Annotated in this window: 17 protein-coding genes; 8 read left to right on the top strand and 9 right to left on the bottom strand. The window is 72.0% G+C overall.

Annotated elements, in window-relative coordinates; translation table 11 throughout:
* Window positions 1–15: 15 nt before the first annotated feature.
* A complete protein-coding gene (locus DNK53_RS06710) occupies window positions 16–510 on the bottom strand; it encodes a hotdog fold thioesterase (protein WP_338040998.1) in 495 nt (164 codons plus the stop codon).
* A gap of 53 nt (window positions 511–563) precedes the next feature.
* Between DNK53_RS06710 and polA the strand changes: the two genes are divergently transcribed.
* Window positions 564–3,236, top strand: coding sequence for a DNA polymerase I (gene polA / locus DNK53_RS06705; protein ID WP_110181555.1), 2,673 nt, complete (start codon window positions 564–566; stop codon window positions 3,234–3,236).
* Between the two features lie 56 nt (window positions 3,237–3,292).
* Here polA and DNK53_RS06700 read toward each other — a convergent pair whose 3' ends face one another.
* A complete protein-coding gene (locus DNK53_RS06700; RefSeq protein ID WP_239456398.1) occupies window positions 3,293–4,546 on the bottom strand; it encodes a polysaccharide biosynthesis protein in 1,254 nt (417 codons plus the stop codon).
* A gap of 101 nt (window positions 4,547–4,647) precedes the next feature.
* Window positions 4,648–5,358 carry a class I SAM-dependent methyltransferase gene (locus DNK53_RS06695; RefSeq protein ID WP_110181554.1) on the bottom strand — a complete coding sequence of 237 codons (711 nt, stop codon included), beginning with the start codon at window positions 5,356–5,358 and terminating at the stop codon, window positions 4,648–4,650.
* Between the two features lie 71 nt (window positions 5,359–5,429).
* Here DNK53_RS06695 and DNK53_RS17425 point away from each other — a divergent pair, with 71 nt between their 5' ends.
* Complete coding sequence (locus DNK53_RS17425; protein WP_162599823.1) at window positions 5,430–7,169, top strand: MmpA family trehalose lipid delivery protein; 1,740 nt, start codon at window positions 5,430–5,432, stop codon at window positions 7,167–7,169.
* Between the two features lie 166 nt (window positions 7,170–7,335).
* Here the strand turns inward: DNK53_RS17425 and DNK53_RS06685 are convergent, their stop codons facing one another.
* Genes DNK53_RS06685 through DNK53_RS06675 form a run of 3 tightly spaced genes read right to left on the bottom strand, consistent with a single transcriptional unit; the run spans window position 7,336 to window position 11,929 of the window.
* Window positions 7,336–8,412, bottom strand: a complete 1,077-nt coding sequence (locus tag DNK53_RS06685; protein ID WP_110181553.1) for a glycosyltransferase family 4 protein — start codon at window positions 8,410–8,412, stop codon at window positions 7,336–7,338.
* The gene (locus DNK53_RS06680) at window positions 8,412–10,457 is read right to left on the bottom strand and encodes a hypothetical protein (RefSeq protein WP_110181552.1); all 2,046 of its coding nucleotides are present in this window, start codon (window positions 10,455–10,457) and stop codon (window positions 8,412–8,414) included. The genes DNK53_RS06685 and DNK53_RS06680 overlap by 1 nt, the downstream gene beginning before the upstream one ends.
* The gene (locus DNK53_RS06675) at window positions 10,454–11,929 is read right to left on the bottom strand and encodes a bifunctional glycosyltransferase/class I SAM-dependent methyltransferase (RefSeq protein ID WP_204163801.1); all 1,476 of its coding nucleotides are present in this window, start codon (window positions 11,927–11,929) and stop codon (window positions 10,454–10,456) included. Before DNK53_RS06675 ends, DNK53_RS06680 begins: the two co-directional genes overlap by 4 nt.
* 146 nt (window positions 11,930–12,075) lie before the next feature.
* Between DNK53_RS06675 and DNK53_RS06670 the strand changes: the two genes are divergently transcribed.
* On the top strand, window positions 12,076–12,930 hold the full coding sequence (locus DNK53_RS06670) for a 2OG-Fe(II) oxygenase (protein WP_162599822.1): 855 nt from the start codon (window positions 12,076–12,078) through the stop codon (window positions 12,928–12,930).
* Window positions 12,931–13,060: 130 nt separating this feature from the next.
* On the opposite strand, the gene DNK53_RS06665 is transcribed toward DNK53_RS06670, so the two are convergent.
* Window positions 13,061–14,341: an acyltransferase family protein gene (locus tag DNK53_RS06665; RefSeq protein WP_110181549.1), complete on the bottom strand. Its 1,281-nt coding sequence runs from the start codon at window positions 14,339–14,341 to the stop codon at window positions 13,061–13,063.
* 127 nt (window positions 14,342–14,468) lie between these two features.
* Here DNK53_RS06665 and pgfA point away from each other — a divergent pair, with 127 nt between their 5' ends.
* Window positions 14,469–15,368, top strand: a complete 900-nt coding sequence (gene pgfA / locus DNK53_RS06660; protein ID WP_110181548.1) for a cell envelope lipid trafficking protein PgfA — start codon at window positions 14,469–14,471, stop codon at window positions 15,366–15,368.
* 145 nt (window positions 15,369–15,513) lie between these two features.
* On the opposite strand, the gene DNK53_RS06655 is transcribed toward pgfA, so the two are convergent.
* Window positions 15,514–16,359 carry a class I SAM-dependent methyltransferase gene (locus DNK53_RS06655; protein WP_110181547.1) on the bottom strand — a complete coding sequence of 282 codons (846 nt, stop codon included), beginning with the start codon at window positions 16,357–16,359 and terminating at the stop codon, window positions 15,514–15,516.
* A gap of 203 nt (window positions 16,360–16,562) precedes the next feature.
* On the opposite strand from DNK53_RS06655, the gene rpsA reads away from it, so the two are divergent.
* Complete coding sequence (rpsA, locus tag DNK53_RS06650; protein WP_110181546.1) at window positions 16,563–18,053, top strand: 30S ribosomal protein S1; 1,491 nt, start codon at window positions 16,563–16,565, stop codon at window positions 18,051–18,053.
* A gap of 64 nt (window positions 18,054–18,117) precedes the next feature.
* On the opposite strand, the gene DNK53_RS06645 is transcribed toward rpsA, so the two are convergent.
* Complete coding sequence (locus tag DNK53_RS06645) at window positions 18,118–19,422, bottom strand: class I adenylate-forming enzyme family protein (protein WP_239456397.1); 1,305 nt, start codon at window positions 19,420–19,422, stop codon at window positions 18,118–18,120.
* Between the two features lie 43 nt (window positions 19,423–19,465).
* Between DNK53_RS06645 and DNK53_RS06640 the strand changes: the two genes are divergently transcribed.
* From DNK53_RS06640 to DNK53_RS06630, 3 genes are read left to right on the top strand one after another with little or no spacing between them, the layout of a single operon-like run.
* Entirely contained in the window at window positions 19,466–20,359 is an 894-nt protein-coding gene (locus DNK53_RS06640) for a sulfotransferase domain-containing protein (protein WP_110181544.1), read from the top strand.
* Between the two features lie 4 nt (window positions 20,360–20,363).
* A complete protein-coding gene (gene coaE, locus DNK53_RS06635; RefSeq protein WP_110181543.1) occupies window positions 20,364–20,954 on the top strand; it encodes a dephospho-CoA kinase in 591 nt (196 codons plus the stop codon).
* Window positions 20,951–22,261 carry a glycoside hydrolase family 3 N-terminal domain-containing protein gene (locus DNK53_RS06630; protein ID WP_110181542.1) on the top strand — a complete coding sequence of 437 codons (1,311 nt, stop codon included), beginning with the start codon at window positions 20,951–20,953 and terminating at the stop codon, window positions 22,259–22,261. Before coaE ends, DNK53_RS06630 begins: the two co-directional genes overlap by 4 nt.
* The last annotated feature ends 13 nt before the right edge of the window (window positions 22,262–22,274 follow it).

Genomic DNA, 22,274 nt, shown 5'->3' with positions numbered 1-22,274 from the left:
GCGCCCGCGCGCGGGTCAGGCGAGCCGGTCCGCCGGGACGAGCGCGCAGGTGATCCGCGAGGTGCAGAGCCGGCGTCCCTGCTCGTCGGTGATCACGACCTCGTAGCAGGTGCTGGTCCGCCCGCGGTGGATCGCGGTGGCCACGCCGGTCACCGTGCCGGAGGTCGCGGAGCGGTGGTGGGTCGCGTTGATGTCGACCCCGACGGGGACGCGGTCGGGCCACGCGTGGACCGCGGAGGCCATGGACCCGAGGGACTCGGCCAGCACGACGGAGGCACCGCCGTGCAGCAGACCGAAGGGCTGGGTGTTGCCCTCGACCGGCATCGTCGCGACCGCGCGCTCGGCGGACATCTCCACCACCCGGATCCCCATCTTCTCGCCCAGGGCGCCTCTGCGTTCGGTCATCATCGCCACCACGTCGGTCTCGGAGACCTCCGAGACCTGAGGGGCGTCGGAGGCAGCGGGGGTACCGGGGGCGTCGGCGGCGGGGCGGGTCGTGGGGTCGGTCATGGCGCCATTCTGGCCCACGCGCCGCTGTCGGCGACGGCGGATAGGGTCGTCCCGTGACCGCGACACCCTCCCGCCCCCGTCTGCTCCTGCTCGACGGCCACTCCCTGGCCTACCGCGCGTTCTTCGCGCTCCCGGTGGAGAACTTCTCCACCACCACGGGGCAACCCACCAACGCGGTCTACGGCTTCACCTCGATGCTCATCAACGTGCTGCGCGACGAGGAGCCCACCCATGTCGGCGTGGCCTTCGACCGCTCCCGGCAGACCTTCCGCCTGGAGGAGTACGCGGAGTACAAGGCGAAGCGCAACAAGACGCCCGACGAGTTCAAGAGCCAGCTGCCGCTGATCCAGGAGGTGCTGGACGCGCTGCACGTGCCGCACCTCTCGGTCGAGGGGTACGAGGCCGACGACATCATCGCGACGCTCTCCACGCGCGCCGTGGCCCAGGGGATGGAGGTGCTGATCCTCACCGGCGACCGCGACTCCCTCCAGCTCGTCGGCGAGGACGCCACGGTGCTCTACCCGATGCGCGGGGTCTCCGAGCTCTCCCGGATGACCCCCGAGGCGGTCGAGACGAAGTACGGCGTTCCGCCCCACCGGTATCCCGAGCTGGCGGCCCTGGTGGGGGAGGACTCCGACAACCTCCCGGGGATCCCCGGCGTGGGCCCGAAGACGGCGGCCAAGTGGATCAACGAGTACGACGGGCTCGACAACGTCATCGCGCAGGCCGACCGGGTGAAGGGCAAGGCCGGCGAGAACCTGCGCGCCCACCTCGGCGACGTCATCCGCAACCGCCGGCTCAACGCGCTGGTCTGCGACCTCGCCCTCGACCTCGCGCCCGACGACCTGCTCAGGCGCCCCTGGGACCGCCAGGAGGTGCACACGCTCTTCGACGGGCTCGAGTTCCGGGTGCTGCGCGACCGGCTCTTCGAGTCGCTGACGTCGGAGGAGGACGTCGACGGGGAGGGCTTCGACCTCACGGGCGTCGTGCTCGAGGCGGGCGCGCTGGCCCCCTGGCTGCGCGAGCACGCCGCCGGCACGGTCGGCCTGCACGTCCGCGGCGCGTGGGGGGCGGGGACGGGGCGCGTCGACGCCCTGGCGCTCTCCACCGCCGACGGCCAGGCCGCGTACGTGGACGTCACCGGGCTGGACGTCGAGGACGAGGCCGCCCTCGCGGCGTGGCTGGCCGACGAGGAGCGGCCCAAGGCGATGCACGACGCGAAGGGCCCCATCCTCGCGCTCGCCGCGCACGGCTGGACCCTCCGCGGGCTGCGCAGCGACACCGCGCTCGCGGCCTACCTGGTCCGGCCCGACCAGCGCTCCTACGACCTGGCCGACCTGACCCTGCGGTACCTGCGACGCGAGCTCCGAGAGGAGGACGACGGCGGGCAGGCTCTCCTGTTCGACCAGGACGAGGCCGTGGCCGACGTGGCGATGCTGCGGGCCCGCGCCGTGGTCGACCTCGCCGCGGCCCTGGAGGACGCGGTCGAGGAGCACGGGGGCACCCGCCTCCTGGCAGACGTCGAGCTGCCGCTGGTCCACATCCTGGCCGGGATGGAGCAGACCGGCATCGGCGTGGACCTCGAGCACCTCCAGGGCCTCGAGCAGGAGTTCGGCGACGAGGTCCGCAAGGCGGCCGAGGAGGCGTTCTCGGTGATCGGCAAGGAGATCAACCTCGGCTCTCCGAAGCAGCTGCAGGTGGTCCTCTTCGACGAGCTCGGGATGCCCAAGACCAAGCGGACCAAGACGGGGTACACGACCGACGCCGACGCGCTCCAGCAGCTCTACGTCAAGACCGAGCACCCGTTCCTGCTGGCCCTCCTGCGCCACCGCGACGTGAGCCGACTGCGGCAGACCGTGGAGGGGCTGCTCAAGACCGTTCAGCCCGACGGGCGGATCCACACCACCTTCAACCAGATCATCGCGGCCACCGGGCGCCTCTCGAGCACCGACCCGAACCTCCAGAACATCCCGGTCCGCACCGAGGAGGGGCGTCGCATCCGGGCGGGCTTCGTCGTGGGCCCGGGGCACGCCACGCTGATGACGGCCGACTACAGCCAGGTCGAGATGCGCATCATGGCGCACCTGTCCGAGGACGCGCTCCTCATCGAGGCCTTCCGCTCGGGCCAGGACTTCCACTCCAGCACGGCGTCGCGGGTCTTCGGGGTCGAGCCCGAGGACGTCACGGGCGAGATGCGCGCCAAGATCAAGGCGATGAACTACGGCCTCGCCTACGGCCTCTCCGCCTACGGCCTCGGACAGCAGCTGCGGATCGAGCCCTCCGAGGCGCGGGTGCTGATGGACGACTACTTCGAGACCTTCGGCGGTGTCCGCGACTACCTGGGCGGCATCGTCGACGAGGCTCGCCGCTGCGGCTTCACCGAGACCATCATGGGGCGCCGGCGCTACCTGCCCGACCTGACCAGCGACAACCGCCAGCGCCGGGAGATGGCGGAGCGGATGGCGCTCAACGCCCCGATCCAGGGCTCGGCCGCCGACCTCGTCAAGGTGGCGATGCGCGGGGTCCACCGGGCGATGACGGAGGCGGGCCTGTCCTCCCGCATGCTCCTGCAGGTGCACGACGAGCTGGTCTTCGAGGTCGCCGAGGGCGAGGTCGAGCAGCTCGAGGCGCTGGTCCGCGAGGAGATGGGCGGCGCGGCCGACCTGACGGTGCCGCTGGACGTCTCGGTGGGTACCGGCCGCAGCTGGCACGACGCGGCCCACTAGCGAGCGCCCCCGGGGGCGCGGGTTGCCCTGGCGGCCGCGGCCCGGACGCCCGCGACTCAGGCGGGGGAGTGCTCGGACGCGCTGGGGGCCGGATGGTCCTCGACCATGCGGAAGCTGATCACGGTGAGCGCCAGGAGGAGGCCCAGGTCGACGATGATCACCCAGCTGATCAGCGTGACCACCGATCCGGTCATCAGGGCGCCCGTGACCATCGCGACCAGCGCCCCCCACACGAGGTAGACGGAGCGCTGGCCCTGCCGGGCGATCACCGAGTAGACGACCAGCTGGAGCATCGAGTGCGCCGAGCCGAGGATCGCGAAGAGCCACAGCGAGCCCTGGATCTCGCCGAACTGGGCCCCGCCGACGAAGTAGATGGCGAGCGGGGCCAGGAGCCACGCGGCGAGCGCACCCAGCACGCCGAGGCCGGCGATCAGCCCGAGGCTGCGGGCCAGGGCGCGCTTGCGCTCCTCGGCCGAGGTCATGGCGGGGAAGGCCACCACCACCACGAACTGCGGCAGGAAGAGCATCGCCTTGGTCAGGATCAGGCCGCCCGCGTAGAGCCCGCTGTCGTGGGCGTCCAGCACGTTGCGCGACACGATGAGGTCAGCGTTGGCCAGCGCGAAGAAGGCCAGCAGCGCCTGCGAGTTCTTGAGCGTCTCCCGCACGATCTCGCGGCCGGCGTGGGTGCGGGTGGAGCCGCCCGGGACCCGCTCGTGACGCAGGGCGTACCAGCCCACCGCGATCGGCAGGAGGGAGCCGAGGATGATCGCGAGGAAGGCGTTGACCGGCGTCGGGTCGAGCGCGAGGATGCCGACCCCGATCACCAGGCGTGGGACCCCGGCGGCCGCGTAGAGGACGCTGAGCGGGAGCCAGCGGCGCTCGCCCTGCAGGATGCCTGCGTACCCGCCCATCATGGTGAGCGGCACGACGGCCACCCCGACCAGCGCCGCGGCGACCAGGCTGTCGAGCCGGAGCACGCGGTCGACCACCGGGGCCAGCAGCACGAGGACGAGTCCGAGCAGCAGCGACGCGCGCACGGTCACCCGGAGCACCTGGGTCTGGATCTGGCCCACGTGGGCGGGGTCGGCGGAGATCCGCCGGGCCGCGGTGGTCTGGAGCCCGAGCGAGACGACGCCGACGACGAGCAGGACGTTCATCATCGCGGCGAACGCCCCGTACGAGCGGGGGCCCATCGCCCAGGCGGCGAACATGGTGAAGCCGTAGGTCGCGACGTTCATCACGGCCATGGCGACGGCGATGCCAGCACCCGTCCGCATCACGCCCACGAGGCTTCGCTTCAACTGCGTCACGCGGGGACTCTACGGGGTGCGCCGGGTGGAGCGGGAGACCCGTGCGTCCCGCGGTCGGCCGGGACCTGCCTGCCGCTGGGGCGGACCGACCGGGGTCGCGGTCAGTAGGGGTCGGCCAGGTCGTGGTGCCCGAGCAACCGGGCGACGGCACGCAGCCTGAGCCTCAGCAGCACCTTGACCACCAGGTTGCGGGCGAACCAGGGGAGCGGGGCCAACAGGCGGGCCCGCGCCCGGAGGTCGGCGGGGCCGGCCGCGAAGGTGGCCAGGCTCCCCTCCCGCCCGAGGTAGGCCGGGGCGCGGGGGGACAGGGCGCGCGCCAGCACGCCGAGGGTGACGCCCAGCGAGGAGAACGTGTCGTGCAGCAGCAGGTGACCGCCCACCGGGAGGTGGTCTGCCCACCCCAGGTCGTGGCGCACCGACCAGTAGTCGTGCTTGCCGTCGACGTGCACCAGGGCCACCGGCCCGGTCCAGTCGCGCAGGACCTGCTCGGACGTCGCGACCCGGACGTCGACCCGGTCGGCGACGCCGGCCAGCCGCAGGTGCTCGCGGAACCGGGCCTCCGTGTCGGGCTCGCCGTAGCGCCAGTCCGGCAGGAAGGGGTCCACCGCCACGAGCCGCCCGCCCGGGGGCAGCGCGCCGGCGAGCACCACCGCGGAGCGACCGAGGTGCGAGCCGATCTCGACCACCACGGAGCCCGCGGGCAGCGCCGAGGCCTCCTCCCACAGGAGGCGCGCCTGTGCCTCGGTCATCCACCCCGGCACGTCGCCGGCCGTCTCCCACAACGTCTCGAAGGGAAGCACGGCGTCCGTCATGGATCCTCCTGTGGGTCGGCGCTGCCCCACCCTAGGCTGGGGCCCGCCCGGGACGAACGGAAGGACGGCAGGTGACCAGGACAGTGGCGCGCCCGTGGGTGCGGACTGCCGCGTTGGACCTGTGGCCGGTGCTGCTGTCCGTCGTCCTGTGCTGGCCGCTGCTGGTCGGGCGGGGGATCCCGCTGGCCCGCGACCTGGTCTTCGTCCCGCGCCAGCCGTTCACCGACGACGCCCTGGGGCTCGGGGACGTCGCCCCGCGGGCCGTCCCGCTGGACGCCGTCGTCTCCCTGCTCACCCTCGTGGTGGACGGGGGCGTGCTCGCCAAGGTCCTGGTCCCCGGCCTGCTCGCGCTCGCGGGCTGCGGCGTGCACCGTGCGCTGCGGGGCCACGGCACGGTCGCGCGGGTCGGTGCCGCAGGGCTCGCCGTGTGGAACCCCTGGACGGTCGAGCGCCTGGCCCTGGGCCAGTGGGCGCTGCTGGCGGCGTACGCGGCGCTGCCCTTCGTGGCCGTCGCGGTCGTGCGCCTGCGGCTGGAGGGGAGCCGGCGGGAGCTGGCGCGCACCACGCTGTGGACCGCCCTCGCCTCGCTGACCCCCACGGGCGGCCTGCTCGCGGTCCTGACGGTGCTCGCGCTCGGCGTCGGCCGGGCCCGGCGGACGTGGGCGGCGCTCGGGCTCGCGGTCGCGCTGCAGTCCCCGTGGGTGGTCGCCGGGTTCACGGGGGCCGCCGGGCTCACCTCGGACCCCGACGGGGTGGGCGCCTTCGCCGCCCGTGCCGACGGCGCCGGCCACGTGCTGCTCACCCTCGTGGGCCTGGGCGGCATCTGGGACGCCCGGAGCGTCCCGGCCACGCGGGAGGCTGCCTGGGCCACCGCGACGGCCGTCCTGGTGCTCGTCGTGCTGGCGGTCGGGCTGCGGCTCGTCGGGCGCCGACTCGGTCGCGGCGAGCTGCTGCGGCGCGCGGCACCGGCTGTGCTGGGCCTGGTCCTCGCCGCCCTGTCGACCACCGGTCCCGGGGAGACCCTGCTCCGGTTCCTCGTGGTGCACGTGCCGGGCGCCGGCCTGCTGCGGGACTCCCAGAAGTTCCTGGCCCCCTACGTGCTGGCCGTGTGCCTGCTGACGGGGGTGGTGCTCGCCGCCGCGTCCCGCCGGCTCGAGGCCCGCACCCCCGGGACGTCGGGGTGGCTGGTCGCCGTCGCCCTGCTCGGTCCGCTCGTGCTGCTGCCCGACGCGCCGACCCGGACCTGGCCGACGGTCACGCCCGTGCAGGTCCCGGTCGGGTTCCACCGGGTCGCCGACCTGCTCGCGGAGGAGGACGGCCCCTGCCGGGTGGTGAGCCTCCCGTGGCGGTCCTACCGGTACTACCCCTGGGGGTCGGGGGAGACCTCCTCCGACCTGGCCCTGCGCCTGCTCGACTGCGACGTCGTCGCCGACGACACGCTCCGGGTCGGGGACGTCGTGGTGGACGGCGAGAGCGCGCTGGTGCGCGACCTGCGCGACGCCCTCGCCGCCGGCCCGCCGGCCGAGCAGCTGGGACAGCGGGGGGTGGGTTGGGTGCTGGTGCAGCAGGACGACCCCGAGGCGGCCGCCCTGGACCTGACCGGTCTGGACCAGGTGTACGCCGACGCGCACGTGGCGCTGTACAGCGTGCCCAAAGTGAAATATGTGTCCGAATCCGTACCAATGAGTAGGCGATACCTGTCGGGGTTCGCTACTCTCGTCACGTTCCTGGCAGTGGGGCAAGCATGTGCCTCGCTGGTCACTGTGAGACGAAGGTCTCGGAGCGCTGCGGCAGCCGACGAGGCTCCGTGACCTTGAGGAGGGAAAACCCGTGGGTTTCATTTCTACGATTGTCGGGCCGATCATCGCTGGTTCGGTCCTCGGCGTGTGCGCGATCGGTGGCCTCGTGTGGTCGCAGACCTCCCCGCCGAGCGACAACCCGGCCTCGAAGCCCATCCTCACCTACGGCGACCGCTGATCAGCTGATCAGCCGCTCCACCTGATCGGCCGTCGCGGCCCAGGTGAAGCCTCGCGCCCGTCTCGCAGCGTTGCTGCCGAGGCGGGCGCGTTCTGCTGCGTCCAGAATGAGCCGGCGCGTCGCGTCGCAGAGCCCGTCGAGGTCGTCCGCGAGCATCCCGGTCTCCCCGTCCACGATCGCCTCGGTCACGCCTCCGGCGCTGCGGTAGGCCACGCTCGGCGTGCCCAGCCCGGCCGCCTCCATGATGGACAGCCCCCACCCCTCCTTCACGGAGGGGAGCAGGTGGACCCAGGCGCGGGCCAGCAAACGGTCCCGCTCGGCGGCGTCCACGTGGCCGTGGAAGACCACCGCCTCCGCGAGCCCTCGGTCGAGGACCTCACGCTCGAGCTCGGCGCGCCACCACCCGTCGCCGACCACGTCGAGCCGGAGCGCCGGCATGCCGGCGCGCAGCCGCGCGAGCACCTCGAAGGCCTCCTCCAGGCGCTTGTGCGGCACGAGCCGGGCGCAGACCACGAGCGTCGGTGCCGGTGCCTCCGGCGCGCTGACGGGGGAGGGGTCCAGGCCGTTCCGGGCCACGCTCACGGCCGTGGCAGGCAGGCCGAGCGCGACGAGGTCCCGCCGGCTCGCCTCCGAGACGGTGAGGAAGGGGACCCGGCGGTAGAGGCGGGGAACGACCCGGCTCTCCACGAACCACCCGACGCGACCCGGCCACCCGGGGTAGATGATGTGCCACTGCTCCCGGTGCACGTGGTGCACCAGCGCCACGAGGCCGCGGCGGCGTACCAGCGGGGCCGCGAAGGGCAGGCCGTTGACGACGTCGACCACGGTGTCGTACCGACGTCCCGGACCCAGCAGCCACAGCAGTCCGCGGGGGTAGACCGTCAGCCGTCCACCGGCGCGCGAGAACCGCACGCCGTGCCGCACCTCGCGGGCGGGGGCGCCCGGATGGGCGGCGCACCGGATCGTGACCCGGTGCCCGCGGGAGACGAGCTCCTGGGCGACCCGCTCGAGGTAGACCTCCGCGCCGCCGCCGTCGGGGTGGAGGGTGTCGCGCCAGGAGAGGAAGGCGACCCGCATCAGTCGGCGAGCTCGAGGCCGGCGTTCTCCGCCAGGGTCCGGCACAGGCGCAGGGGCACCCCGGGCTCGACGCGCAGGTCGACACCGGCGACCCGAGCCTCCCAGTCGTTGCGGGCGTGGGTGACGATCTCGGCCGCGTGGGTGATGGCCTCCCGGTCCCACTGCGCGGCCTTGATGTAGCCCACCCAGCCGCCCGGCGTCGAGGAGACCTCGGCGTACTCCCAGTGCGGGATGTCGCGGATGCCGATCCGCACCTCGTAGGGCGGCGGGACCTCGAACCAGTAGCCCTTGTACTCACCAGACTCGTTCTCGATCACCACGCGAGCCCGCCCGGCCTTGTTGGTGACGAGCCAGACCTTCTCCGACGGGGTGACCAGCGACTCGTAGAGCAGGATCCGACCGTTGCGCGCCCGCTCCATCGGCTTGATCGTCGCCACGACGGTGTCGTTGCGCCGCTCGACGAGGACCCAGGGGACGTACTTGTCGCCCGTGTTGAAGTAGAGCGCCTGGCAGTCGCCCACGACCGCGATCTCGTCCGCCCGGCCCGCGCCGAAGGCGGGGCGCGTCGCGTACTGCTTGACGAGCGGGGCCTGGGCGTCGGGGGAGAGGTCGTGCTGGCGCTGGAGGTACTCGCCGAGGGTGACGCCGCCCGCCGTGAACGCGGCGGCGGTGTGGCCGATCAGCATGTTGACGACGATGGAGTACGCCGTGGCCAGCGCGGCCAGCGCGACGAACGGCCCCATCAGCAGCGAGCGGTTGCGGATCATCCACGCGTTCATCGCGCAGGTCGCGATGATGCCGCCCATCACCACGCCGGGGACGAAGTCGCTGGTGTAGCGGGTGGCGAGGTAGCCGTAGGCCATCACCCCGCCGGAGACGAAGATCCCCGCGGCGAGCGGGATGCGCAGCATCTTCATCTCGCGGGAGACCCCGGGCCTGGCGATGATGAGCACGGCGGCGACGGTCAGCAGGAGGAGCCACGGCATCAGGCCGCTGACGCTGCCGGTCCGGTAGCTCTGGTCCAGGAACGCCCCGTTGACACCCTCGGCCGGGGTCGGCGGCAGGGTCGCCCACGGGAAGTAGTCGACGAAGCGGACGCCGTCGAGGCGGAAGTAGGCGACGAAGGAGGTCCAGAAGAACTGCAGGCCCGTGATCGTGCCCCCGTTGACCTCGAGCGCCCGACGACGGTGCTCGTTGAGGTCGGACCAGACCTGGTCCTCGAGCGGGAACATGTAGGGGTGGCGGAACTTGAGGTAGTTGAAGACGACTCCCGCGAGCACCGCCGCCAGGCCTGCACCCGCCGCCCAGCGGGCGAGGTACCGGGTCTGCGGGCGCGCCTTGTCGAGGAGCAGCCACCCGCCCACGAGGAACGCTCCCAGGCACATCGCCCACCCGCCGGTGGTCCGGGTCATCACCGCGCCGAGGCAGAAGACCCCCATCCAGGCGATGCTGGCGGGCTGCGGGTCCCGCAGGGTCCGCAGCATCCAGTACATGGCGCCCACGCAGAAGGGGATCACCCACGCGTAGACCTCGTGGTAGACCCACGGGAGCGACGCGTCGTAGGTGAGGGTGGTGCCGCCCAGCACGCAGGCCAGCAGGACGGCCATCGAGACGCCCTCGAGGCCACCGACCTGACGGTCCGCGGCCATCATGTCGCGCACGAGCCACACGAGCCGCGTCGCCATCACCACCAGCAGGATGAAGGCGATCGCCATGAAGAAGACGGTCAGCTCGCCGTCGAACTCGCTGGTCGTCAGCAGCACCGGGATCCGGACGATCGCCGGCCACGGCTGGAAGTACATGTACTCCAGACCGCGCTGGTGGAAGCCCTCGATGCCGAGGCTGCCCATCGGGACGTGGAGGTTGCCCTCCATGAACGCACGGGCCTGCAGGTCGAAGAAGTTGGACGCGTAGCCGAGACCGTTCGCGGTGCGGGTGAACGACGTGCTGTGGTCCAGCAGGGTGAGGACGTACGCGAGGCTCCCGACGGTGATCCCGACCACTGACGCGACGAAGCGCCAGCGGTCCTGGCGGATCAGGCTCAAGCGCGCTCCAGGCGATAGAGGAACTGGTACCCGAAGAGGGTAGGCCACGCACGGGTGGCGGCGCGGTCGACCACGGCAGCCCGGCCCGCGATCTTCTCGAGCCGCTCGTTGCCGCCCCCGCGACCCAGCACGTCGATGGGGGAGCCCACGGTCCGGGCCTCGTTCACCTTCATGCCGGCGTCGGTGATCAGGCGACCGAAGCTCTTGCGGGTGAAGAACCGGACGTGGCCCTGGTCCAGCGGGCCCCGCTGGTCGTAGTCGAAGAGACCGAGCGCGGTGCGTCCGCGGGGGTACCAGTGGCCGAAGTTGGGGACCGAGACCAGGACCTCGCCGCCGTCCGCCAGGCGGTCGCGCAGGTCGCTGAGCAGCGCGAGGGGGTCGATGACGTGCTCCAGCACGTCGCCCGCGACGATCAGGTCGTAGCCCGTGCCCGTCTCGTCGGGGAGACCGGCGTTCAGGTCGGCCTGGATGAAGGCGTCCACCCGGTCCATGACGCCCTCGTGCTCGACGAGGTCGACACCGGTGACGTGGTGGCCGTGGGCGCGGACGAGCGCGGCGAACTCGCCGTCGGAGCAGCCGACGTCCAGGACCCGGCCGGGGGCGGCACGCTCCAGCCAGTCCAGCAGGACGCCGTGCGAGGAGTGTGCGGAGGGCTTGAGCTCGTAGGCGGCGGTGTCCACGCCCGTCGAGCCCTCGCCCAGGCCCATGCGGCGCAACCGGTAGGAGACGACGTCGCCCATGATGTCCTTCGCGTACTTCATGCCGTTGACGTAGCAGATCTCGTCGCCGTAGTAGGTGGGGATCGGGACCTCCGCGATCCGCATCCCCTTGTCGGCCAGCCCGAGGATGATCTCGGTGTCGAAGTCGAAGTCGTCGGAGTAGTGGGGCAGGTCCAGCTGGGCCAGGGCGTCCACGCGGTAGGCGCGGTAGCCGCTGTGCCACTCGCTCAGGTCGAGCCCGGCCAGCTTGTTCTGGACCTTCGTCAGGACCTTGTTGCCGAGGAACTTGTAGAGCGGCATGCCGCCGGCGAGGGCCCCGCCCCGCTCGAGCATCCGGGAGCCGAAGACGGCGTCGGCCTCGCCGGCGAGCAGCGGCGCGACGATGTCCTCGATGTGCTCGGGCGCGTACTGGCCGTCGCCGTGCAGCAGGACGACGATGTCGAGGCCGTGCTCGATCGCCCACTTGTAGCCGGCCTTCTGGTTGCCGCCGTAGCCCAGGTTGTTCTCGTGGCGCACGACGGTGAGCGGCAGGTGCGAGCCGTTCTTGAACCGCAGGCCGATCTCGTAGGTGTTGTCCGAGCTCGCGTCGTCGCAGACCATGATGTGGTCGACGGTGCGGGCGAAGGTGTGCGGCAGCCGGGCCAGCGTCTGGACCAGGGTCCCGGCTGCGTTGTAGGCGACGACGAGCACGCCGACGCGCAGCTGCGCCGCTCCCTCGGGCGCTGCGGAATCGGGTGCTGCGGACTCGGACACGGTGGGTGCCAACGCTGCGTTCTGCATGGTTCTCTCCCTCGGTACGGCCGCACGCCCAGCCCGACGGGCTGCCTCCCAGCAGTGCGATTGGAAAGATGTTACTAGGTAGTTACCTTCGAGGGGAGACCGTGGCATCATCTTTCCTCATGGGAGACAACGAGCTGATCGACTTCAGCCGATTGACCGAGAACCTGTCGGACAAGGCGGCTGCCTACCGTTCCGCGGAGCCCTTCCCGCACATCGTCCTCGACGACGTGCTGCGGCCGGAGGCCTTCGACAAGGCAGTGGGTGAGTTCCCCGGGATTCATGACGAGTTCTGGAAGGGCTACCTGCACGTCAACGAGACGAAGTACAGCAACACGGAGCCGGACACCTGGGGCTCGACGCTGCGGAGCGTCGCCGAGGAGTTCTGCTCCGACGAGTTCGTCGCGTTCCTCACCGAGCTCACCGGGATCGAGGGTCTGATCCCCGACTGGTCGATGGACGGCGGCGGCCTCCACCAGACCCTGCGCGGCGGGCACCTCAACATCCACGCCGACTTCACGACCCACCACCAGCACGAGAACTGGGCGCGCCGGGTCAACATCCTCCTCTACCTCAACGAGGAGTGGGAGGACGAGTGGGGCGGCAAGCTCGAGCTCTGGGACAAGAACATGACGGCCTGCCAGGGCAAGGTCACGCCGGCCGGCAACCGCATGCTCGTCTTCACGACCTCGTTCGACAGCTTCCACGGTCACCCCGACGGGCTGACCTGCCCGGAGGACGTCGCCCGCCGGTCCCTCGCGCTCTACTACTTCACGGTCGAGGACGCCCCCGTCCGGCGCTCGACCAACTACCAGGCCCGTCCCGACGAGAGCGTGGTGAAGAAGGCCGCCATCTGGGCCGACCGCGGCGTCCTGGACCTCTACGACCGTGCCAAGCGCAAGCTCAACATCTCCGACGAGAAGGTCAACAAGGTGCTGACCCGCATCGACAAGGTCCGCCGGCGCAAGAAGGGCTGACCGCCCACCTGCCGAAGCTCAGGCGCGTCCCGGGGAGGGGACGCGCCTGAGCTGCATTTCGGGGCCGCGCACCTGTCCGCGGACGGTGCGGCCCGTCGACCCGACCTGCCCTCCGCGAGGGCGGGATCGGTCAGGCGCGGTGCGAGCCGCGGCCCGTGCCGGACGTGTCGTCGTCGGCGACCGGCCCGGTCGGGGCGTTGGTCGGCGGGTTCGTCCGGGCGCTGGTCGCCGGGGCGGCTGCTCGGCGCCCGCCACCCTTCTTGCCCTGACCCCGGGTGCGGCGCGCGGCCCAGGCGAAGATCCCGTCGTCGAAGTCGCGCCAGCCCGGGTGGGCGAGCACCTTCTGGACCCGGCGCTCCACCAGGTACTCGCTGACCACCGAGGCCAGCAGGGTGAGCAGGATCCCGCCGACGGTGCGCTCGAAGGTGCTCCACCCCTCGCTGTGCCGCGAGACGTACCAGAAGAGGGGGTAGTGCCAGATGTAGAGGCTGAGGGAGCGCTCGCCGAGCAGGGCGATCAACCGCCAGGACAGCGCCTTGACCAGCACGGCGGGCGGCTGGGCGAGGCTCGTGGAGACCATGAAGAGCGCCAGGGCGACGCTGACGCCCACGCCGGGGAGCCCGAAGTAGGCGTGATCGGGGCTCGCGAGGTGCGCGAGCGGGACGAGCGCCACGCAGCTGGCCACCGCGATCCAGTCCGCCTGGCGGCGGAGGAAGCCCAGGTAGGGCATGGCGGCGGCGGCGAGGGCGCCGATGACGGGGGCGTCCATGCGGACCGTGGTGCGCAGCAGCGCCTGGTAGATGCCCTCGGTGCCGTAGATGTGGGCGCGCCACATGAAACAGGCGACGAGGATGCCGGCCAGCGTGACGACCAGCCACGCGCGGTGCCGGCGGAGCAGCCAGACCAGCACGACCACCAGGATGAAGATCTGGAAGTCGACCGACAGGTACCACAGGTGCCCGAGGTCGGGCCGAGCCACGATGGCGCGCGTCTGGAGGTACTGGTTCCACGTGAACGTCATGATCCGGATGATCGAGTTGCGGGTCTCGGTCTTGCCGTAGGGATCGGAGTCGTCCATCGCCGTGATGACGGTGAGCACGACCATCGCGAAGGCCAGCTGGCCGCCGATCCGCACGTAGCGGCGGGCGACGAGCACCGGCGGCGAGACCCCCTGCCCGTTCTCCACCCGGCGCAGGAGGCTGCGGGTCGCGAGGAAGAAGCCCACGACGAAGAAGATCGAGACGGCGAAGTTGCCGGACTCGAAGAGTGTCTTCGTCACCGGGTTGGAGTCGATCCCGTCGGTGGGCCAGAGCGTCCAGCCGTGGGAGAGGATCACGAGGACGATGGCGATCCCGCGCAGACCGTCGTAGATGGCGGTGCGTTGCGGCCGTACGACAGCAGCTGTGGACATGCCGGGAACCCTAACGGTGAGGAGCGCCCGTGGGGACGCCAAAATTAGTTACGGGCATTGATGCCTACCCGGGAGTAGTGACTGCTACTGTTCCGCAGATCACACGTCACGTCCTGGGAGGGCCGACATGCGCAAGGGCGCAGCAATCGTCTTGTCTACTCTGGGTGCGTTCCTGGTTCTGGTCGCCATCATGGCGCAGTTCTACGCCCCCAGCCGTCTCATGAAGACTCCTCTGGATGTCGAGACCATCACCCGCCTGGCGGGCACCGCCGAGCTCTCGGACGGCGACGGAGGGACCGAGTCCTCCCCCGTGCGGGCCACCAGCGTCACCTATGCCGACAGCGAGCTCTCCGACGACGAGGTCGTCTCGTTCGTCAGCTCGCAGTGCCTCTTCAAGGAGGGCGCGGACATCGACCTCTGCGTCTCCGCGCAGGACCCCGAGGGTCGCCTCATCAGCGCGACCACCGACAACTTCGCGACCGACCGCAAGACCGGCGAGTCCGTCAACGACCCGAAGTACGTGCCGGCCGGCAGCGTCGAGCACGAGGGCGTCGTCAACAAGTGGCCCTTCGAGGCCGAGAAGAAGACCTACCCCTACTGGGACAGCCTGGTGGGCGGGGCCGTGGACGCCGTCTACGACCGCACCGAGAAGGTGGGCGACCTCGACGAGGTCTACGTCTACAAGGTGGAGGTCCCCGAGACCTCGGCCGAGATCACCAGCGGGGTCACCGGCACCTACACCGACTCCAAGGAGATCTGGATCGAGCCGCTGACGGGTCAGATCGTCAACCAGGTCGACCACCAGGAGCGCTACGACGCCGACGGCAACCCGTTCCTCATCCTGGACCTCGCGTTCACCGAGGACCAGGTCGACAAGAACGCCGACGAGATCGCCGAGACCGTCGCCTCGCTGACGCTCATCAAGGACACGGTGCCGCTCGTCGGCCTCGTCGTCGGCATCCCGATGCTGCTCCTCGGCCTCTTCCTGGGGCTGCGCAACAGGAAGACCGAGACAAGGACCGCGTGACGCTTCTTCCACCCGGAGCCGTCAGGACCTGAGGGTCTGGCGGCAGGGTGGACCGGGCGCCAGCCCGCGACACCTCCACGAGACCGTGGGACGCGACACCCCGCGTCCCACGGTCTTCGTGTTCCCACCCGGGGACGAGCTGTGGCTACCTCATGGGGGCCAGGTCGGCGACGATGACCGCCGTGCCGGGCGTCAGCCTGCCCCGCAGCCGGGACCACCCGCCCCAGGTGCGGTCGTGGTCGTCGGGCCACTCGGGCTCCAGCAGACGCTGGATCCGGAAGTCGCGGGTCGCGAGCAGCTCCACCCAGTCGCCCAGCGTCCGGTGGTGCTCCACGTAGGCGACGACGCCGCTCGCGTCGTCCACCTCCACGTAGGGCGTGCGGTCCCAGTAGGACTGGGTCGCGGTGAGCCCCGCCTCGCCCGGGTCGTCGGGGAACATCCACCGGGTGGGATGGGTGATGGAGAACGCGAGCCGGCCGCCCGGGCGCAGCACCCGGACCACCTCGTCCAGGCAGGCACCGAGCTCGCTGACGAACTGCAGCGCCCCGAAGGAGGAGAAGACGACGTCGAAGCGGTCGTCGCCGAAGGGCAGCTCCGTCGCGGTGCCGCGCACGGAGGGGACGGCGACCCCCGTCTGGTCGTCGAGCCTGCGCGAGTGCTGGAGCTGGCGGTGGGAGAGGTCGAGCCCGTAGGCGCGGCCCCCGCGCGACCGGACCCAGCGCGAGCACTGGCCGGCACCGCTGCCGATCTCGAGGACGTCGCGGCCCGACACGTCGCCGAGCACGCCGGCCACCTCCTCGGTGAGCCCCTCCGGGCCCCACACGAAGCCGACGTCGCCGAGGAACTCGCCGTGCGTCGCCTGGTACTCGTCGGCGTACCGGTCCCAGTCGGGGCCGTTGGCCCGACGGGACTCCGCCTCGTCGACCGTGCGACGCTCGACCCGGACCGACTGCGGCTGGTGGTCGGGGAGCGGGCGGGCGGAGTCGGGCACGCGACGAGGCTATCCCCCGCAGGGGTCTGCGGGGCGTGCGGGTTGGACGCTGGCGGACCGGCGCGCGTAGACTCGGCGATTGCGCCAGACGTCTGCCCGGGTCCCGTACGGAGTGGACCCCCGCTCGACGCCCACCAGGGCGGCGAAACGGACCGTCCGGCGTGCCCGCACGACTCCATCCATCCCAAGGACATCCCGCCCCTATGACGAGCACCATCTCCTCTCTTCCGGCCCACTTCGACGTCGCCGGCGACGCCCCCCAGGTGGCGATCAACGACATCGGGTCCGAAGAGGACTTCCTCGCGGCCATCGACGCGACCATCAAGTACTTCAACGACGGCGACATCGTCGACGGCACCATCGTGAAGGTCGACCGTGACGAGGTGCTCCTCGACATCGGCTACAAGACCGAGGGCGTCATCCCGTCCCGCGAGCTGTCGATCAAGCACGACGTCGACCCGTCCGAGGTCGTCGCCGTCGGCGACAAGGTCGAGGCCCTGGTGCTCCAGAAGGAGGACAAGGAGGGTCGCCTGATCCTGTCCAAGAAGCGCGCCCAGTACGAGCGCGCCTGGGGCACGATCGAGCAGGTCAAGGAGGAGGACGGCGTCGTCGAGGGCACCGTCATCGAGGTCGTCAAGGGCGGCCTGATCCTCGACATCGGCCTGCGCGGCTTCCTGCCGGCCTCCCTGGTGGAGATGCGTCGCGTCCGCGACCTGCAGCCCTACGTCGGCCAGACGCTCGAGGCGAAGATCATCGAGCTCGACAAGAACCGCAACAACGTGGTCCTGTCGCGTCGCGCCTGGCTCGAGCAGACCCAGTCCGAGGTCCGCCACGGCTTCCTCACCCAGCTCCAGAAGGGCCAGATCCGGAAGGGCGTCGTCTCCTCGATCGTCAACTTCGGTGCGTTCGTGGACCTCGGTGGCGTCGACGGCCTGGTGCACGTCTCCGAGCTCTCCTGGAAGCACATCGACCACCCGTCCGAGGTCGTCACCGTGGGCGACGAGGTCACCGTCGAGGTCCTGGACGTCGACATGGACCGCGAGCGGGTCTCGTTGTCGCTCAAGGCGACGCAGGAGGACCCGTGGCAGCACTTCGCCCGGACCCACCAGATCGGCCAGATCGTGCCGGGCAAGGTCACCAAGCTGGTGCCCTTCGGCTCCTTCGTCCGCGTCGAGGAGGGCATCGAGGGCCTGGTGCACATCTCCGAGCTGGCCGAGCGCCACGTGGAGATCCCCGAGCAGGTCGTCCAGGTCAACGACGACGTCATGGTCAAGATCATCGACATCGACCTCGAGCGTCGCCGGATCTCGCTGTCCCTCAAGCAGGCCAACGAGACCGCCACGGCGTCCGACGTCGAGGAGTTCGACCCCACGCTCTACGGCATGGCGGCGACCTACGACGAGCAGGGCAACTACATCTACCCCGAGGGCTTCGACCCCGAGACAGGCGAGTGGCTCGAGGGCTTCGACGAGCAGCGCGCGACCTGGGAGGAGCAGTACGCCAAGGCGCACGCCCGCTGGGAGGCCCACGTCAAGCAGCAGGCCGAGGCCAAGGTGGCCGAGGTCGAGGCCGGCGAAGCCACGTCGTACAGCTCCGGCGGCGACCAGGCCGAGGCGCAGGAGACCGGCGGCTCGCTGGCCTCCGACGAGGCGCTGCAGGCGCTCCGCGAGAAGCTGACCGGCGGCGGCGCCTGAGCCAGGCCCGCACCGCACGTCCGGACGTCCCGTCCACCCTCCGGGTGGGCGGGACGTCCCGCGTTCAGGAGCGGAGCAGGTCCCGCCTGACCTTGCCCGTGGCGTTGCGGGGCAGCGCCTCGAGGAAGGTCCAGCGCTTCGGTCGCTTGGCGGGGGAGAGCCGCTGCCGGGCGAACGCCGCGAGCTCCGGTTCCGCCACGTCGCCCACCACCGCGGCACAGACCCGCTGTCCCCAGTCGGGGTCGGCTTCGGCGTAGACGGCGACGTCGACGACGCCGGGGAGCTCGCGCAGGGCGTTCTCGACCTCGAGGGGGTAGACGTTGACCCCGCCGCTGATCACCAGGTCCTCGCGTCGGCCGTCGAGATAGAGGTAGCCCTCATCGTCCAGCCGGCCGTGGTCGCCCACGGTGAACGCCGGTCCGTCCGACGTCTCCCGCCACGCCGCAGCCGTCTTCTCCGGCGCGCGGCGGTAGGCGAACCGGGCGTGCTCCGGGACGGTGCACCACAACAGGCCGTCCGGATCGACCCGGAGGGTCCGACCCGGGCGGGCGCGACCCACCGTGCCGGGCCGTTTCAGCCACTCCTCGGAGCGGCAGGCCGTGAACTGGCCCTCCGTCGAGCCGTAGAACTCCCACGTGGAGCCGTCGGGGAAGAGGTCGATGAGCCGGCGCTTCACCGCGGGGGGACAGGGCGCCCCGGCGTGGGCGACCAGCCGGAACGAGGAGAGGTCGGGCACCCCCACCTCGTCCCAGTGCGCGAAGAGCCGCTGCAGGTGCGTGGGCACGCAGAACATCGTGGTGGCACGGTGCTCCTCGATCGCCCGCGTGAGGGCCCGCACGTCGAAGGGTCCGGGGACCACCAGCGTGCCTCCGGCCAGCACCGTGCCCATGGCGAAGCGGAGCGGCGCGGAGTGGTGCAGGGGGCTGACGACGAGGTGGACGTCGTCGGCCCGGAACCCCCACAGGTCGCGCTCCTCCGCCAGGAGGGCGCGAGCCGGGCCGGGGTCGAGCCCCCCCGAGTCGACCGGCTTGGGACGCCCGGTCGTGCCGCTGGTCACGTGCATGGGTCGGCCCAGGGGCAGCAGCCCGGCGACCGACTCCGGCAGGAGGGTGGCGAGGGCCTCGAGTCCGCCCGGCTCGTCCACCACGAGGACCGGGTCGACGTCGGCGAGGATCCCGGCGCGCTCGGCGGGCGTGAGGGCCGGGTCCAGCGGCACCGGGAGGACCCCGCGGGCCAGCAGCCCGGCCACCACCTCGACGTACCGCGCGGAGCCCGGCAGGGACAGGACGACGCGGTCGCCTGCGCGCAGCTGCGTCGGCAGGTCCGTCGGGCGACGCGTCGGACGGGGGCGGGGGTCGGGCGCGGTCACGGACAGGATCCTGCCAGTGACCCCACTGGTAACCTCGGGCACCATGCCCGACGAGACTCCGCCGCCGCTCGGCTGGCAGCGCTACACCTTCTCCATCGTCGGCGTGCAGAAGTCCGGGACGTCCACGCTCTCGGCCCTCTTCAACGCCCACGTCAACATCGCGCGGGCACCGCGCAAGGAGATCCACTACTTCGACAAGGACAACGTCGACTGGGCGCGCACCGACCACGCCGACTACCGCGCGCCGCGACGTCGCCGGGCGCACCTGCACATGGGGGACGCCACCCCGCGCTACCTCGCGTGGCCCGGGGCGCTGGAGCGGATGCGCGACTACGACCCCGGCATGCGCCTGATGGCCATCTTCCGGGACCCGCTGGACCGGCTGGTGTCGCACTGGACGATGCTGCGCCTGCGGCACGGCGAGGCCGGGCCCGACTGGGCCGAGTTCACCAGCTGGCGCCCCGAGGGGATGCCGGACCGGGTGCCCCAGGACCTGCGCGGCAAGGCCGACCCGGGTCGCTTCCAGCGTGCCTCGGGGGTGCTCCGCGGCTACTACGGGAGCCAGGTCGAGCGCGGGCTCGCGCTCTTCCCGCGGGAGCAGTGGCTCTTCATGGACTTCTCCTCCTTCCTCGCCGACCACGAGCGGCACCTCGACCAGGGCACCGACTTCCTCGAGCTGCCGCGGTTCACCGACCACCCGCCCCTGCGGCACCTGATGAAGGCGACGGGGCAGATCACCGGGACGCCGCCGACCGGCGAGGAGCTGCTCGGGCTGGCCGATCTCTACCGGCCCGAGGTGGCGCGGTACGCCGAGCTCACCGGCCTGCCCGTGGAGCACTGGACGACGGTGCGCCTGCTGGCCGGCGAGCTGGACCCCGACGCGCTGGCGGCCAGGTACGCCGCCAAGGCCGGCCTCGTCCCGGCCGGGGACGGGTGAGGGCGTGCGGGTCGGACTGACCGGGGGAGTGGCCTCGGGCAAGAGCACGGTCTCCCGGATCCTCGCCGAGCTCGGCGCGGTCGTCGTCGACGCCGACCTCCTCGCCCGCGAGGCGGTCGCGGTGGGCAGCGACGGGCTGGCGGAGGTCGTCGCCGAGTTCGGGCCCGGCGTGCTGACACCCGAGGGCGAGCTGGACCGGCCGGCCGTGGGCGCGCTGGTCTTCGCCGACGAGGAGCGGCGCCGGGCGCTCGAGGCGATCATCCATCCGCGGGTACGGGCCCGGGCGGCCGAGCTCGAGGCAGAGGCCGGAGCGGCCCTCGTGGTGCACGACATCCCGCTGCTCGTGGAGACGGGGCAGGCCGACCGGTTCGACGCGGTGGTCGTGGTCGACGTCCCGGTCGAGACCCAGGTCGAGCGGATGGTGCGCGACCGCGGCGCAACCGAGGACGAGGCGCGAGCCCGGATCGCCGCCCAGGCCAGCCGGGAGCAGCGGCTCGCCGCGGCCACGCACGTCCTGGACAACAGCGGCACGCGCGAGGAGCTGCGGGCTGCCGTCACGAGGCTCTACCGAGAGCTGACGGGGGACGCCGCGTGATCCGTGCGAAGGTCCTGGGCCCCCTGGTGTTGGCCCTCTCGCTCACGGCCTGCGGGCTGCTGGGCGAGGAACCGGGCCCGTCCGCCGGGACGGGGGAGGCCGAGCGCCGGGCGGACGCCCGCGCGCAGGCCGCCGTCCCGGAGGAGGACGACGGGGACGTCCCGCTCGCCTGGGGACCGACCCCCGACGAGATCGACCAGGCCCGGCGCCTCGTCGCCGGGTGGGACCCCGCGCGCCTCGTCGGGCAGGTGATCGTGGGCCGCTACCACGGCACCGACCCCCGGGTGCCCGCGCGGCTGGTCCGCGACCTGCACCTCGCGGGCGTCTCGGTCACGGGGGAGAACGTCGTCGACGAGCTCCAGGTGCGCGAGACCACCGCGGCCGTGGGTGCCGCCCACGCCGCGTCGGGCCGGACCCACCCGCCGGTGATCGGGGTGGACGAGGAGGGCGGTTCGGTCGCCCACCTGCGCGGCGTCGCGACCACGTTCCCGGCGTTCCGCACCGCGGGGGCAGCGATCGACGTGGACCGGGCCGAGGGCGGCCGGGCCGGGCGCCGGGCAGTCAGGGCCGCGACCCGGGCCTCGGGGCTGGAGCTGCGGGACCTGGGGTTCACCTGGGTCTTCGCCCCGGTCGCCGACGTGACGATCGGGACCGCCGACCCCACGATCGGCAGCCGCTCCCCGTCCACGGACCCCCGTACGGCGGCGACCGCGGCGGCCGCGGCGGTGCGGGGCTACAACGGGGCCGGCATCGTCTCGACCACGAAGCACTACCCCGGCCACGGCGCCGCCACCGCCGACTCGCACCTGGTGCTCCCCACGTTGGACACCCCGATGCCCGAGCTCGTGGCGCGTGACCTGCTGCCGTTCAAGACCTCCATCCGCGCCGGTGCCCCGGCCGTGATGATGAGCCACCTGGCGGTCACGGCGATGCAGCCCGGGCTGCCCGCCACCCTGGCGCCCAAGGTCTACGAGCACCTGCGCGAGGAGATGGGCTTCGACGGGGTGGCCATCACCGACTCCCTCGGGATGGGAGCGGTGGCCGAGCTGGAGCTGCCTGCCCTGCGTGCGGTGGAAGCCGGGGCCGACCTGCTGCTCATGCCGGCCGACACCCGGGGCACGCACCGCACGCTCGTCCGGGCGCTCGAGCAGGGCCGGCTGTCGCGGGAGCGGGTGGAGGAGGCCGCGGCGGACGTGATCGCCCTCCAGATGTGGCAGCAGCGCCGGGCCGCCGAGGTGCCGGTGCCCGACGACGTCGTGGAACAGGCACAGGCGGCAGCCTCCGGGCTGGAGGCTGCCGCCTGGTGAAGGTGGCCTGCTG

It is taken from the genome of Nocardioides solisilvae (assembly GCF_003194625.1).
Taxonomy (GTDB): Bacteria; Actinomycetota; Actinomycetes; order Propionibacteriales; family Nocardioidaceae; genus Nocardioides; species Nocardioides solisilvae.
Note: the sequence above shows the minus strand (reverse complement) of the source record. Positions and strands in the feature narration are given on the sequence as shown.